This window comes from Acetobacteraceae bacterium (assembly GCA_004843165.1).
In the GTDB taxonomy this organism is placed as follows: Bacteria; Pseudomonadota; Alphaproteobacteria; order Acetobacterales; family Acetobacteraceae.
Map to the genome: position 1 here is coordinate 530,797 of CP039459.1, position 14,650 is coordinate 545,446.

The window sequence follows — 14,650 nt, forward strand, 5'->3', positions numbered from 1 at the left end:
TTCTTTCGGCGCTACGCTAGAAATAAGACGATCTCTTTTCTTTCTTAATAATTTAAATCTATAGACCAAAATGCCTCAAAATCTCTTCACACCCAGGCTTCGCTGCCTCTGACAACCAATAAAGACGCATCTTTTGGAGAAGCTGCCCTAATTCAACACCTGCAGAAATCCCCTTTGCCATCAAAATTTTCCCTGTTAATGGAAATTCAGGCAATGGGGTCTTTGTTAAACGGTGGCGTAAGTGTTTCCAATCTTTTTCTTCACATCTTTGCTGTTCTAAATCGGCCTTTTGCGCAAAAGCAACCTGTGCCCTATAGCTATAGGCGATAAGGTCTTCACGCTTATACTGATCCAAATATTTTAAAAGTGTTGCCTGATCGGGCGCAAGTTGAAATTCTTGTTCAAAAGACTGAAAAAAGGAAAGCCTCTTTTTTTCTTTATTAGACAACGCAAAGCTTTGTACAAGGGCTTCTTTTTCGGCACAAAGCAAAGAAAGACGTAAAATAAAATCTTTTGGAAGGTCTATTTCCAATCCTTTTTCCAAAGCAGTAAGATCATAATACGGCAAAAGAGAAGCTAAAACACCAGATTTTTCCATTGCCTGAAGCGTTTCGATAATCTTTGGCCCTAAAAGAAAACGTGAAAATTCATCTCTCAGACGCTCTTTTGCTAAATGTTTGAATCCAGAAAGATTTTGAGAAATAATCTCAAGAATCTCTTTTGAAGGCGGATTCCGGCCAAAACGTGCTGAAAAGCGGAAATAACGCAAAATTCTTAAATAATCTTCGGAAATACGGGATGACGCATCCCCCACAAAACGCACTAGCCCTGCTTTTAAATCTGCTTCGCCGCCAAAATAATCATAGAGATTTCCCTCTTTATCTAGCGACATCGCATTAATCGTAAAATCACGGCGCTCGGCATCTATTTTCCAGTCCGCCGTCCATGCAACTTTAGCATGCCGCCCATCCGTCTCAACATCCTGCCGCAAAGCCGTCAGCTCGTAACACGCCCCTTTTATCAAAGCCGAAACCGTACCGTGGGCAATACCTGTCGGGATAAAACGCTGAGAGGCTCTTTTTAGGCGGGCAATAATTTCTTCCGGTGGAAATGGCACTGCCATATCAATATCTTGCGGAAAAAGACCTAAAAGCGGATCACGCACAGCGCCACCAACAAGACGCGCCTCCGGAAAAATTTCCCAAAGTCGTGAAAGCCCTGCATATTTTTGACACAAATCGGAAATATCATACGCCATGACGTAAAAATAACGCCTAAAATGCGCAAGGAATAGGGAAAAATGCGCCTCTGCTCCAAACACCCATACATTCCTTGCCATTCACCTGGTGAATAGCGCCAACAGCGCCAAGCTCAAAAATCACTGCTTTTGTCAGACGGGCTAAAAGCGGTGCGCCATTTTCGGCTTTAGCAATTTGGAGATAGACGGATGCCGTGCCTTCGGCTTCGTTAAAATGGCAAAAGAGCGGATGTTCTGGGCCAACACAGTAAATCTCACCGATATTGGTCATCAAAGAAATCGCTTGGCGTTTTTCACACAAACCGCTGAATTTCATCCGAACGGCCAAATAAGGGACATCCTCTACCTCAATCAAACCTCTTCCGGAAGGAGTCTCCAAAAAATAATTTCCCTCTAAATCCCGTATAAGCAAAGAGGCTAAAAATTGCTGGGTTCGCCGATCTTTAACCGGCTGAGACTTATAATACCAGCATCCATTTCGGGCGATCCTAAACGGTAAAGTTTCATTCACTTTTCCGCCAATATCGCAAAGACATTGATCCGCTAAAGGCCAATCTTCAATACTTGCAATCAAAGCAAGCTTTGACAAACAAGATTCTTCTGTTTCCCGGCTTGTCACACGACCTCACAGATTTCTATACTCATAACATATATTCCCTTTTGACGGCATCTTGACCTGTTTTTTAAATGGGAATGATCTGCTTAAATGTCATTAACCTTCTGCCCGAACCCCTTCTATCTCTCTGCTATTGTTGCTAAGATGTCATAGTTGTTACCGAGCGCTATCCTCTTTCTTAAAAGATCATAATGTTTTCTTTTCTTCTTAAGCACCCGCTGTTTCATCATACAAAGCCAAGCGCTTTAAGAAGAAAATACACGCTCAAAGCTTTTTTATGGGTGTTGCTTTCGACATCGCCCTATTTGCTTGCCCATCCTGCGCATGCGCAATCTCAGCAAGAATCAGAGGCCGAGGAAGAAGCAATGGAGCAGCAACGTCAGGAAGAAGCTCGCAAGAAAGCTTTGAGTAAAGCGCCCCCTTCTGCCCTTCCGGGTGTTGAAAATAGTTACGAAGAACCCTCCATTCATTCCAATAATGACACCAATCCAACACAAGCACTTTTCGAAGCCATCAATAAAGGCTCCATGAATGCGGCCCGCGAAGCACTCAGCCGTGGCGCCGATATAACGGCACGGAATGTTCTCGATCAGACCCCTCTGGACATGGCTATTGATCTGAATCGAAACAATATTGTTTTTCTCCTATTATCTTTACGGGGATATAATCCTGAAGGGCATCTCGTGAAGGAATCCCAGCATGAAGAAACAGGCAATATGTCCGAAAATATTTCTGCCACGGCCTCGATGGTCGTCAATCCTAAAAAAGAAGCACCGCATTATGATCCAAGTGGCGGCGTACCCATTCCCGATATTGGATTTTTAGGCTATGGGCCGGCACTGGCGCCTAAAAAAGTTAGAAGACCACCTTCTTTTAACCCTTCGCTTCCCCCACAAGATGAGAAGCTTGAAAAACCCAAAATCGAAAAAGAAATCGTTCAGGAAGAAAGAGCACCACAATCACAGGCGCAACCTTTACAAGCGCAAGTGACCGCCAGTCTTCCCCCTGCGGCAAAGCCCTAAAAAGACATCTCCCCTTTATTTCGTTCCATTTGGGGCTTTTGCAAGAATTAAAAAGACATTCATAAAAATAATTAAAGCCCTAAAAAAAACGTCTCTCTCTTTCAAAAATTCTGAAACACCGAAAAGACTCCCTCGCATTAAAAAAACAAAAGCCTCTGTCTTTTCAGCAGAGGCTTTTGTACATTTCAAAAATAGAAATCTTTATGAAATATTTTGGCTTTTGCGCCATTCCTGACGCAACTCGTCTACGGCTATAAGCTTTCCATCTTTTTCAAAATGCCAGAAAGTCCAGCCATTACAGGATGGCGCTCCTGTTAAAAACGCCCCCATTTTATGAATAGAAGCCCGTGTGTCACCAGAAACCAACGTGCCATCTGCACTAATTTTTGCCTTTAAACGACGACCACGATCATAAAGCAATGTACCAGGGCTTAAAATACCATTTTCTACCAATGTCCCAAAAGGCACTCTCGGCTGTGCACGGGGCGCAGGCGTTACGGACAAAGCATCATCTCCAAGAACCTCCTCTTGGTCTAAGCGCTCTTGTGCCCCCTTAATATAATCGGGATGGCGTTCAATAACGATAAAACGACGATTTAAACGTTTAGCCATCGCCGCCGTTGTTCCTGTCCCCGAAAAAGGATCTAAAATCACATCATCCATTTTTGTAGAAGATAGCAACACACGATAAAGCAACATTTCAGGCTTTTGCGTTGGGTGCAATTTCAAACCATGCTCATTGCGCAAACGCTCTTTGCCGTTACAAAGGGAAATCGACCAATCCGAACGCATTTGGACATCATCATTCAAAGCTTTCATCGCTTGATAATTAAAGCAATATTTACTTTGCGGCGATTTTGCCGCCCAAATTAGGGTTTCATGCGCATTGGTAAAACGACGTCCTTTGAAATTCGGCATCGGATTTGTTTTGCGCCAGATGACATCATTCAAAATCCAAAATCCCATATCCTGCAACATCGCACCGATACGGAAAATATTATGATAAGAACCGATCACCCATAAAGTGCCGTCCTTATGTAAAACACGACGTGCCTCTGTGAGCCAAGCCCGTGTAAATTTATCATAAGCCTCAAAATCATCGAAACGGTCCCAAGAGTCCGTTACCCCATCGACAACGGAATCATCTGGACGCCGCAACTCCCCTTGCAGTTGGAGATTGTAAGGCGGATCTGCAAAAACGCAATTAACACTTTCCGAAGGAAGGCGACTCATCACCTCAACACAATCACCTTGTGAAATTGTGTCGATCGGCCAAAATTCATCTGGAGTGGAAGTGGAAGATTGAATGCTCATGTACGGTTCTCAGATCCTGAAACAGCCAGCAAACGTACCGGCGCAAAAGAATAACGATGGTGACGGGTTGCGCCGCTCTGACGAAGACCCTCAAGGTGTTTTTTCACGCCATATCCCGCATTATTTTCCCAACCATAGAGAGGATAACGAGAGGAAAGTTTTTCCATCGCCCTGTCACGGATGACTTTTGCCATAATCGACGCCGCCGCAATGGAGAGCGAATAACAATCTCCCTTCACAACCGCACGACCTTCACATGGTAGATCAGGGAAATCATTCCCATCCACCAAAACGAAATCAGGCTTTTTCCCCAATTTACGGGTAAGCGCCGCCAGAGCCCGCCGCATTGCTAAATGCGTTGCCTGACGAATATTATATTGATCAATTTCAGTCGCGGAACCTGCCCCCAACGCCCAAATAATGTCAGAGGTGTTAGAGAGACGATCAAAAAGAAACTGACGTTTTTTCTTTGTCAGCTTCTTTGAATCATCAATGCCATCGACGATAGCTGAGGACACATTTTCAGGAAAAACTAAGGCAGCCGCAATGACAGGCCCGGCAAGACAACCTCTGCCGACCTCATCAATCCCAGCAACCAGCCCTCCAGAGGCCTTCTCAAGCGTAAAATCAGGCAAACGATATTCCTAAATGAATATTGACATAATACCCGATTCTACCCTTGCGACTCGGAAAAGAATAGCCCCTAAAGAAAATTATTTCCTTTTCAAGCTTTTATTTTTTAATTTCTTGTACTTTTTGCACGGAAATAGCTTGATTATTTTGATTCTGGGGAGTCGAAGAAGCGCTTGCAACAGGCATATTTTTCTGAATCTCATTCACTTGTGCCTGTAAAGAAGGAAGAAACGCTTCAAAAAGCGCTGCGCAATAAATCGCCATTGTAACGAGGAATAGGCCTAAATATTTTTTTGTTCTTTCCCATCTCAACAGAAAATAGCCGGGCGGCAGTAAAAGCCACCAATAAGAAAGCGGACGGTAGCCTGCCTCGGCCATTGCCTGACGGTCTTTTTTTAGGACAAGGATTTTCAAGGTCAAAAAAATAATAAATAAAAGGATTATCTCTCTAAAATAAGAAGCACTAAGACCTGACGTAATCTCTGTATTATTAAAAAGCATTGCTGAAATAATATTAGCAAAAATAGGCAATGCAAAAAATAAAACAGCCCAAAAAGAAGAGAGATTAGCCTGTCTCTTTTCCATCGCCTCTAAAAACGATGTCGCAATCATCGTGCTTGCCTCGGCCTCTTTTCCCTTTTCAGAAAGAGTCATTTTTCGCGCAACAACACGAGGAAGACCGGCCTCATCCGCACGACGCCATTTTTCACCAAAATTTGATGTCCAAACCAGCGTGTCTTCTTTTACGCTACCAGAGATAATTAAACGCGCAATCTCTAACTGAGAGACTGGCCCTGTTGGTTTTCCGTCTTTTTCGTAAAACCATTGCGCCATTTTGTCGTTCCTTTATGTGTCAGTTTTAACTTTTAAGTTTTTAGAGAAAGCAGATATAAAAAAGCCCCCAAGCATTGCTGTCAGGAGGCTTTCTACTTTTAGAAAAGGATTAACCGCGACGGCGGATAATACGTCCTAGAACAAAGCCGACCAGAGCTGCTAAAATAAGGCCGAGCAATGGACGTTGACGGGTGAAAAGCGCTGCTGGGCAACCGCATTTGTCATCACCAATCGCACTTAGAAACTCATCACGAATTTCACGGGCTTTGTCTTGGCTGAAATCCCCAAGATCATCAAAACCATCCTGAAAACGTTCTGCAGCATCCTGCGCACGTTCACGGCCATAATGAATGCCTTGTGTAAATTTTTCGGAGGCTTTGTCTGCAGCATCATGAATTTTATCTGCAACTTCTTTGGCGTTTTTCTTGATATCATCAGTCATATTTTTGTCCTGTCTTACAAGGAATGAGGGGACCGGCAGGCCTCTTGGAAATAAAAACATTAGCCTCACCTTTCTTTAAATATGCGCATCCCGACATCATTCTTCAAGAGCTAAGGAATCGGTAGCATCAGATTTTTTAGAAGTAACTTAATATATAAATGATTCAGCGATTTTTGTTGCCATCAATGGCGGCACAGCATTCCCAATTTGTCGCGCCATAGAAACTAAAGAGCCAGAAAATTTATAATTTCTAGGAAAAGTTTGAAGACATGCAGCCTCGCGCGCACTAATCGCTCTATTCTGTTCTGGATGCCCAAAACGCCCATTAGAGTAACTTACACATTTAGTGGTTAATGTAGGAGCCAATTTATCCCAGCTCATGCGGCCGTAAACATCACCATGACCATTATAATTTCTATGACATTCTAGACGCAAATGCTCAGGCCAGTCTCTTCTTCCCTGCCCTTCTTTTATCGAAGAAATTCGTTCTAAATTTAATGGATTTAATTTTGCTGCCTGATGAACAGGATCTTTCTTATCTACCTCACCTGCTTTTAAAGACGGTAAATTAGCAATACAATCTCTGACGGTAGCCTCTTTTCCAATAAAGTTTTTATTTAAAACATTTATTGAATTTACATTTTTTGAAGCGCGCAAAATTAATCTTTTCCGAGATTGAGGCACACCAAACCAACTAGCAGAAACGACTTCTACCTCATACGAATAGCCCAACACCGTTAGCAAAGAACAAAATTTTTCTAAAGGACTAAATTGCTTTAAGCGTTGTATACCCGGCACATTTTCAACACAAATAAACTCTGGCTGCCAGTGCGCTACAAACCTTGCAAATTCATTTAATAACGTCCTCCGAGGATCATCTGAGCATTCCTTATTTTTTTTCTGAGAAGAAAAAGGCTGGCAAGGCGCACATCCAGCAAATAATAAAGGCTCTTTGCGATCTTTTATTATATCCTGCAAACAACCAACATCTAACGCCGTAATATCCCGTTCAATAAAATTAGCTTTAGGAAAATTTTTTCTGTAACTGTCTGCCGCATCCCTATCATTATCAATGCCAGCAAGAATTTCTAGTCCGGCATCTTGGAAGCCTTGACTAGTCCCTCCACAACCAGAAAAGAAATCTACAACCCTCATACTATACCGCCTCCAAAAACAACTTAACTCTTTCTGCTACAGCTTTTAAATCTTCACATCCCTTTTGTGCTATTTCTGCTATATTTCTTTTAAACCAAGCATTTCTATCAAAAGCATTAGGATCATCCTCGCCCTGTCCTAACTTTTGCTCAGTTCGTATTAAATTCCCTATTTTATTTTTGCATTCATCCGAACTATCCAGATCTATACCATCTGTTAGTTTCAATATATCCAATAGCCATCCCTCTGGACAATAGAAAGACGGTAGATACTCTAAATGTTCATTAAGCCAAGGAACAATCTCTTTTCTTACCAGATCAAACTTTCTTTCATTTGCTCTATCTAACTCTTTTTGACTTTTCTTTTTAAACAATCCCTTTTTTAATAGCTTCTCACCAACCTCCTCTTCCCAATTTTTCAATGAAAGCTTATCCGTCTGTATTTTAGAAAAACTTTTTGGCCTTTGATCACCATCCAAATATAAAAGCGCGTCTGTTTGGTATTTAGAAAATTCAGGAATACGTGAAAGAATAACATCTTCTCCTCCAAGAAACTTTATCTCAATACGTTTTAACAAATCTGGATAATGCTGACGTAAAGAAGCTCTAATAATTTCTTCTGCTAAGGTATCTTCACAAAAAATTTGTTTTTTATTAACAATGCCACCAATTTTGGAAAAAGCGTGATCCCTATGAGTCGATTGGTATTTAACTTCCGACGAACCCATCGTTTTATCTCGTTCAATAAGTTTAATCGCCTCTGGCGGCAAGCAATATAATAATTCTCTATCATGCGTTGAAAAAACAATTTGATGTTTTTTTTTCAAAGCTATTTTGAGAAGAAATTCAAGCACTTTTTTGCGAGCTTCTGGATGAAGGAAGCTTCCCAGCTCATCAAGTAAAATAAGTGTCTTTGGCTTTGCACTCATAACTCTATGAACTAATAACACTGTTGAAATTTCACCCGCCCCAGCATTTGCATCCGAATATTTTGCTAAACTCCCACTCTGTCTATAAATAAGACTATACCCTTCTTGCCACCCATATAAATTATGATGCAACAAGTGAACTTCTGAATATTGCTTATCCAAAATGAGATTTAATTCATCCACGGTATCACGAGATAAAAGTAAATTTTCTTCATCTAAAATACGATCATTTTTCCCATTTGTTCTCGGGATATAAGACTTCAAACTCTTTTCAAAAATTCTTTTGATAACCTTTGCATTTTTTCTAATTAATTTTCTACGCTCCAGCAAAATACTTCTCTTCATTGGATGTCTATTTAAGTACAAAGAGAAAGCACTCCTATTTTCAGCGCAATTTATAAAAAGAACTTCTTTTTCAATACCATTCCACCTATCTTTAGAACGATATTCTAATTCTTTCTCTGTTAAATCATCCAAATCTTTCAATAAAGTCATTTGAAACTTCTTAAGCGGGCGCGCTGGCTCCCAATAATCTGGATCACCTTTTCTATGAATGCGCTGCTTAAGTGCTTCTACTCTTCTTCCAGAAGGTAAAGTAAAGCCCGTTATTATTGATGCATCGGAATTACTTTGTATTCCATCTAATACCGTCTCAAACCAATAGTTTCCAGGAGATAAACCACTAGGAGCTCCTGCCAATGCCTGTAAGATAGAAGTTTTTGAAGCACCATTCGCTCCAACTAATGCCGTCACTGGAAAATCAAAATCAATCTGAGTTTCTTTTGCTATTCCTTTGAATGGAGTTGGAAAACGTAAATAATTTATATAGGGTTGAAATACAGAAATATTTCTTTTAGCTTTTTTTAATTTTTCAACTAATTCTTTCATTCTAAGCATTCTCCTATTCTGTCAAATCTTTCCTTACCATTAAGATAAGTTTAAGTTTTTTCAAAACAAAAACCCCCTAAAGAAAGACATCCAGCCTGCCGGAAAATAATGATGAAACCATTGTCATTTCTTATGAACTGGAAATTCACAGCATGAGACAATTCCTAATAATCGGATGGCCATGCGTAATGCTCTAAAAGCAGCCCAGGAACGAGGAGAGCTTTCCCCTCCTTCTCCCTGGCAATTTAGCCAAGGTTTTATTGACCCAACCCTTAACGGATTTAAATGAAAGAATTAACAGAACAAAAAGAGAAAAAAGGGGTTGCTCGACATCCCTTTCTGTTTCTCTTGAGAGGGATGATTTTTCTCCTTTTATTTGATGTCTCTTTTTTTGAAGTGTTCGACCCGCTTCTGATTTGTGCCATTTTCATTCAGATTTTTTCTAAAAAAGAAGGTTTCATCTTAAATTTTATCAAAGCCTATTCAAAAGCACTCTGGTATCCTGAGCGCCTTCCTAAAATTTTCTCTCAGAAAATCTGTTATTTTTTCCTGAAGGGGTCTCCAAATCTTGGAAAAAGCTTTCGCAAGGTTATTTTCATTCTGCTTCTCCCCTCCTTCATCGCCATTATCCTGCTCATTGTTTTTGTACTGATTTTTTCTTATACCTAAACAAAAACCCCCTGCTCTTTTCAGAACAGAGGGTTTTCTTCGAAGTGACCTAAGAAAAATTAGGCAGCTTCTTGTGTTGCTTCCTCAGCGACAGCACCGCTGTCTTTACCTTTGGCATCAACATCACGGTCAACCAATTCAAAGATTGCCATGTCAGCATTGTCACCGTAACGCATACCTGCTTTAAGAACGCGAGTGTAACCACCATTGCGGTCTTTATAGCGTGGGCCAAGTGTATCAAACAATTTACGGACGATTGTTTCATCCTGCAACTGTGCAGCCGCCTGACGACGTGCATGAAGATCACCACGTTTACCGAGTGTGATAAGCTTATCAACAACAGCACGCAATTCTTTTGCTTTCGGCAAAGTTGTTGTGATTTGTTCGTGTTTTAAAACCGCAACAGCCATGTTCTTGAACATTGCTTTACGATGAGATGAAGTGACGTTTAATTTCCGTCCGCCTAACCGATGACGCATTTTTTATAATCCGACTTTCAATTTCACCGCCTTGTCCAATATTAAATCAGAAAAAGCGGCGTATAAATTATTTTCCATCAACCTTCTGAAGCAACTCTTCGATGCTTTCAGGTGGCCATTCAGGGATATCCATCCCCAGCGATAATCCCATAGAACTCAGAACTTCTTTGATTTCATTCAAAGATTTCCGGCCAAAGTTGGGTGTCCGAAGCATTTCATGCTCTGACTTTTGAACCAAATCGCCAATATAGACGATATTGTCATTCTTAAGACAGTTTGCACTTCGCACAGATAGTTCAAGCTCATCCACTTTCCGTAAAAGATTACGGTTGAAGGATAGAGGTTCTTCCTCTTCTTCCTTCTCAATGGGACGAGGCTCTTCAAAATTAATGAAGAGATTTAGCTGATCCTGCAAAATACGGGCAGAAAGTGCCACAGCATCCTCTGGTGTCAAAACCCCATTAGTTTCAACACTTAGGATAAGCTTATCATAATCAGTCACCTGACCGACACGGGTCTGCTCGACCTTATAAGCCACACGACGAACCGGAGAATAAATCGCATCAACAGGAATAAGTCCGATTGGCGCACCTTCTGGACGGTTGGCACTGGCTGGAACATAACCGCGACCTGTATTAATCGTGAATTCCATTTCAACCTCTGCGCCGTCATCAAGACTGCAGATAACCAAATCGGGATTCATAATTTCAACATCATGTGTCGCTATAATCTGAGAAGCTTTAACTTCCCCAGGACCTTTTGCACGTAGGGTAAGCTTTTTAGGGCCTTCCTCATGCATTTTAATTGCAAGCTGTTTGATATTAAGAACAATGTCCGTCACATCTTCACGCACACCGGGAACGGAGGCAAATTCATGAAGAACGCCCTCGATCTTAATGGCAGTGACAGCAGCACCTTGCAAAGAGGATAATAAAATCCGACGAAGAGCATTCCCTAAAGTAAGCCCAAAACCACGTTCTAGCGGCTCTGCGGTCAGAACAGCAGAAAGGGCAGGAAGCTTACCCTGCTCAACAGTAAGTCTTTCAGGCTGAATAAGGGATTGCCAGTTTTTCTGAAGAACCAAGACACAGGCCTTTCAAACTATGCCCCAAAATTGGGGCGAGAAAACAATGCCAGCATTCCTGCTTTCGTTTAAGAAATGATAAGGAGATCCAAGATCTCCTTATTCCTTCTTTCACCAAAAGCAGGGAAAGGCCAAAGTAAATTAAACGCGACGGCGTTTACGTGGACGGCAACCATTATGTGGCACAGGTGTCAGATCACGAATCATTGTGATAACAAATCCAACAGACTGCAACGCACGAAGCGCACTTTCACGGCCTGAGCCGGGTCCGCAAACCTCAACCTCTAGGGTTTCCATGCCATGCTCACGCGCTTTTTTGCCAGCATCTTCTGCGGCCAACTGAGCAGCGTAAGGTGTGGATTTACGGGAACCCTTAAAACCCTGCTGACCAGAAGAAGACCATGAAATAGCATTCCCCTGCGCATCGCTGATGGTGATCATTGTATTGTTAAATGTCGACAATACGTGAGCAACACCAGAAGTAATATTTTTTCGCTCTCTGCGACGAACTCGCGTAGATGCTGGCTTAGCCATATATTAAATCCGTATATCCTGAATTAAGACTCATAAAAGAGTCAGAAAAAAACATATATCCCTATTAACGGGTTACTTTCTTTTTACCTGCAATCGCAACGGCTTTACCTTTGCGGGTACGGGCATTTGTATGTGTACGCTGTCCACGAACTGGGAGACGACGGCGATGACGCAATCCTCTGTAAGAACCCAAATCCATGAGACGCTTAATGCTCATCGCAGTTTCACGACGCAAGTCACCTTCCACACGGACGGACTCATCGATTTCACTACGAATCGCAGCGACTTCATCGTCACTTAATTCGTTAACTCGTTTCTGAGCAGGAATCTCCAATTTCTTGCAGATTGCATCAGCTGTTGTTGCTCCAACACCATAAATGTAGCGAAGAGCAATGCTCACCCGCTTATTTGTTGGAATATTTACGCCAGCAATACGCGCCACGCTGTATCTCCCTTAATTTTAAGGCGGTATTATTTACGCCAAAATTTAAAATCACCATCAAACTCTTAAAACATTAAACGCAGAATATTATACAACTACGCCATTAGAATAAAAAAGGGTCAAAGCCCGAATATATTCCTCTGCCTAAAAAGTCAATCTCTCTTTTTATATGCACCGTAACACAAAAGACACATATTTTTATCTTTAACATCCGAAAATGCAAAGATGAATTCGTTTATTCCCCCACACTCTTATGAAGAATGAAGAAACATTTCCCCCAAGATTCTTACCTAAGAAATTTTCTTATGCAAAAACCTCCCCTATTTTCTGCCGAACTTCTTCCATCGAAGCAGTGCCGTCAATTTCTGTTAGAAGTTGACGATTTTCATAATAAGGCAGAAGCGGCGCTGTCTGTTCTTCATAAGTGCGGAGGCGATCTCTTACAATCTCTTCCCCATCATCGGCCCGTTTAGAACCGTCTGCTGCCTTGCGTTCCGCCACACGTTTCATAATAACGTCTGCAGGAACATCCAGAAAAATCACAAATCCAATTTTTTTATCTAGATCAGACAAAAGATGATCTAAATCTTTTGCTTGATCCACTGTGCGCGGGAAACCATCCAAGATGAATCCTTTTGCACAATCATCCGAAGATAGACGTTTTTTAACCAAGCGCAAAACTAATTCGTTAGAAACAAGCTTACCATTATCCACCAAGGCCTTAACCTCTAAACCAAGTGGAGTCGCAGAAGCGATTTCTTTGCGAAGAATATCTCCCGTTGAGATCGTTGGAATCTCTAGGGCTTCAGCCAGCATGGCGGCTTGTGTTCCCTTTCCTGCCCCAGGGGCACCTAGGAAGATAATATTCTTACTGGTCAATGTCTAATCCTCTCTAAACTTAACGCTGCTTATGTGCCGAACGACGGCCAGCACGTCCACTCTGCTTTTTGATCAAGCCACGATATTGATGGCCGACTAAATGAGATTGAACCTGCGTGACGGTATCAATCGTAACCGTTACGATAATAATCAAACTCGTGCCACCGAAATAAAAGGGCACACTATATTTCGTAATCAAGAATTGCGGCAACAGACAAACAGCCACCAAATAAGCTGCACCGATTGTCGTCAAACGGGAAAGCGTACTGTCAAAATAGGCAGCTGTTTTTGCACCGGGACGAATACCAGGAATGAATCCCCCCTGCTTTCTTAAATTATCTGCTGTCTCTTCTGGATTGAATGTAACCGCTGCATAAAAATAAGCAAAGAAAATAATAAGCGCAGCATATGTCAGCATGTACAGAGGACGGCCCTGTGACAGATGGTGCGAAATCATAACCAGCCAAGCCGGAGAAGTGTTAGGATCCACCATCCCTGCCAAACTTAAAGGCAAAAGCAAAATCGAAGAGGCAAAAATAGGCGGAATAACCCCTGCTGTATTAACCTTAATTGGCAAATGTGAGCTATCACCACCATAAATCCGGCGTCCAACCTGACGTTTAGGATATTGAATAATCACACGGAACTGTGCCAATTCCATAAAAACAATAAAAAGAATAACGGCTAAGGCAAGAACAAGAAAAGCAGCAATAAAAAAGCCTGAAAGAACGCCTGTCCGGCCAAGCTCAAGAAGACTTGCTGTTGCAGAAGGTAACCCTGCAACGATACCCGCAAAAATAATCAGGGAAATCCCATTACCGACCCCACGGGAAGTAATCTGCTCTCCAATCCACATTAAAAACATTGAACCACCGACAAGCGTCAGTACACAGGTGGAAATAAAGAAAAGACCCGGATGAATAACGGCACTAAGGCCTGTTGGGCTATGAATAGCCTGCAACCCTACCGCGATTCCGTAAGCTTGGAACATCGCAATAAAAAGGGTTAAATATCGCGTATATTGATTGATTTTTTGACGTCCGCTCTCTCCGTCCTTCTTCAAGGCTTCCAAAGAAGGAATCGTCGTAGAAAGCAACTGGACGATAATAGAGGCACTAATATAGGGCATGATATTCAGGGCGAAGACGGTCATACGTCCTAACGCACCACCGGAAAACATATCAAAGACACCTAAAATGCCGCCTTTTTGCTGGCTTAGAATTTGACCCATAATCATCGGATCAATCCCAGGGACAGGAATATACGTGCCAAGACGGTAAATAATTAACGCCCCTAGCGTAAACCAGATACGTTTCTTCAGCTCAGAAGCTTTGGAAAAAGATTCCATGCTGAGATTGGAAGCGAAATGCTCAGCGGCTGAGACCATATCTTTTCTACCTTTCATAAAAGAGAGCGCTTGCAGAGACTGCCTGCAAAACGCTCCCTTAATGCATCATAAAGACTGATATGTAC

The 14,650-nt window shown here is 41.9% G+C and carries 15 protein-coding genes and 1 pseudogene; 2 read left to right on the top strand and 14 right to left on the bottom strand.

Features of this window, described 5'->3' with window-relative positions; genetic code table 11:
• Positions 1-58: 58 nt before the first annotated feature.
• Together FAI41_02545 and FAI41_02550 are read right to left on the bottom strand one after the other, a co-directional pair.
• The gene (locus FAI41_02545) at positions 59-1,339 is read right to left on the bottom strand and encodes a CCA tRNA nucleotidyltransferase (GenBank protein QCE32545.1); all 1,281 of its coding nucleotides are present in this window, start codon (positions 1,337-1,339) and stop codon (positions 59-61) included.
• Complete coding sequence (locus FAI41_02550) at positions 1,275-1,877, bottom strand: DUF1285 domain-containing protein (GenBank protein ID QCE32546.1); 603 nt, start codon at positions 1,875-1,877, stop codon at positions 1,275-1,277. Before FAI41_02550 ends, FAI41_02545 begins: the two co-directional genes overlap by 65 nt.
• A 215-nt stretch (positions 1,878-2,092) precedes the next feature.
• Here FAI41_02550 and FAI41_02555 point away from each other — a divergent pair.
• A pseudogene (locus FAI41_02555) lies at positions 2,093-2,713 on the top strand (ankyrin repeat domain-containing protein).
• Positions 2,714-3,097: 384 nt separating this feature from the next.
• Here the strand turns inward: FAI41_02555 and FAI41_02560 are convergent.
• From FAI41_02560 to FAI41_02585, 6 genes are all read right to left on the bottom strand, one after another.
• The gene (locus FAI41_02560) at positions 3,098-4,210 is read right to left on the bottom strand and encodes a site-specific DNA-methyltransferase (GenBank protein QCE32547.1); all 1,113 of its coding nucleotides are present in this window, start codon (positions 4,208-4,210) and stop codon (positions 3,098-3,100) included.
• Positions 4,207-4,845, bottom strand: a complete 639-nt coding sequence (locus FAI41_02565) for a ribonuclease HII (GenBank protein QCE32548.1) — start codon at positions 4,843-4,845, stop codon at positions 4,207-4,209. The genes FAI41_02560 and FAI41_02565 overlap by 4 nt, the downstream gene beginning before the upstream one ends.
• A gap of 97 nt (positions 4,846-4,942) precedes the next feature.
• Entirely contained in the window at positions 4,943-5,677 is a 735-nt protein-coding gene (locus FAI41_02570) for a DUF4339 domain-containing protein (GenBank protein ID QCE32549.1), read from the bottom strand.
• Positions 5,678-5,786: 109 nt separating this feature from the next.
• Entirely contained in the window at positions 5,787-6,119 is a 333-nt protein-coding gene (locus tag FAI41_02575; GenBank protein QCE32550.1) for a hypothetical protein, read from the bottom strand.
• Positions 6,120-6,266: 147 nt separating this feature from the next.
• A complete protein-coding gene (locus FAI41_02580) occupies positions 6,267-7,274 on the bottom strand; it encodes a DNA cytosine methyltransferase (GenBank protein QCE32551.1) in 1,008 nt (335 codons plus the stop codon).
• A gap of 1 nt (position 7,275) precedes the next feature.
• Entirely contained in the window at positions 7,276-9,099 is a 1,824-nt protein-coding gene (locus FAI41_02585) for an ATP-binding protein (protein QCE32552.1), read from the bottom strand.
• A gap of 276 nt (positions 9,100-9,375) precedes the next feature.
• On the opposite strand from FAI41_02585, the gene FAI41_02590 reads away from it, so the two are divergent.
• Positions 9,376-9,759, top strand: coding sequence for a hypothetical protein (locus tag FAI41_02590; GenBank protein QCE32553.1), 384 nt, complete (start codon positions 9,376-9,378; stop codon positions 9,757-9,759).
• 59 nt (positions 9,760-9,818) lie between these two features.
• Here FAI41_02590 and FAI41_02595 read toward each other — a convergent pair whose 3' ends face one another.
• The 6 genes from FAI41_02595 to secY form a co-directional block, all read right to left on the bottom strand.
• Complete coding sequence (locus FAI41_02595) at positions 9,819-10,238, bottom strand: 50S ribosomal protein L17 (protein QCE32554.1); 420 nt, start codon at positions 10,236-10,238, stop codon at positions 9,819-9,821.
• Between the two features lie 67 nt (positions 10,239-10,305).
• Entirely contained in the window at positions 10,306-11,322 is a 1,017-nt protein-coding gene (locus tag FAI41_02600; GenBank protein QCE32555.1) for a DNA-directed RNA polymerase subunit alpha, read from the bottom strand.
• Between the two features lie 141 nt (positions 11,323-11,463).
• Complete coding sequence (rpsK, locus tag FAI41_02605) at positions 11,464-11,856, bottom strand: 30S ribosomal protein S11 (GenBank protein ID QCE32556.1); 393 nt, start codon at positions 11,854-11,856, stop codon at positions 11,464-11,466.
• Positions 11,857-11,920: 64 nt separating this feature from the next.
• A complete protein-coding gene (rpsM, locus tag FAI41_02610; GenBank protein QCE32557.1) occupies positions 11,921-12,298 on the bottom strand; it encodes a 30S ribosomal protein S13 in 378 nt (125 codons plus the stop codon).
• 303 nt (positions 12,299-12,601) lie between these two features.
• Positions 12,602-13,177, bottom strand: coding sequence for an adenylate kinase (locus FAI41_02615; GenBank protein ID QCE32558.1), 576 nt, complete (start codon positions 13,175-13,177; stop codon positions 12,602-12,604).
• Between the two features lie 19 nt (positions 13,178-13,196).
• Positions 13,197-14,564, bottom strand: a complete 1,368-nt coding sequence (gene secY, locus FAI41_02620; protein QCE32559.1) for a preprotein translocase subunit SecY — start codon at positions 14,562-14,564, stop codon at positions 13,197-13,199.
• Positions 14,565-14,650: the final 86 nt, after the last annotated feature.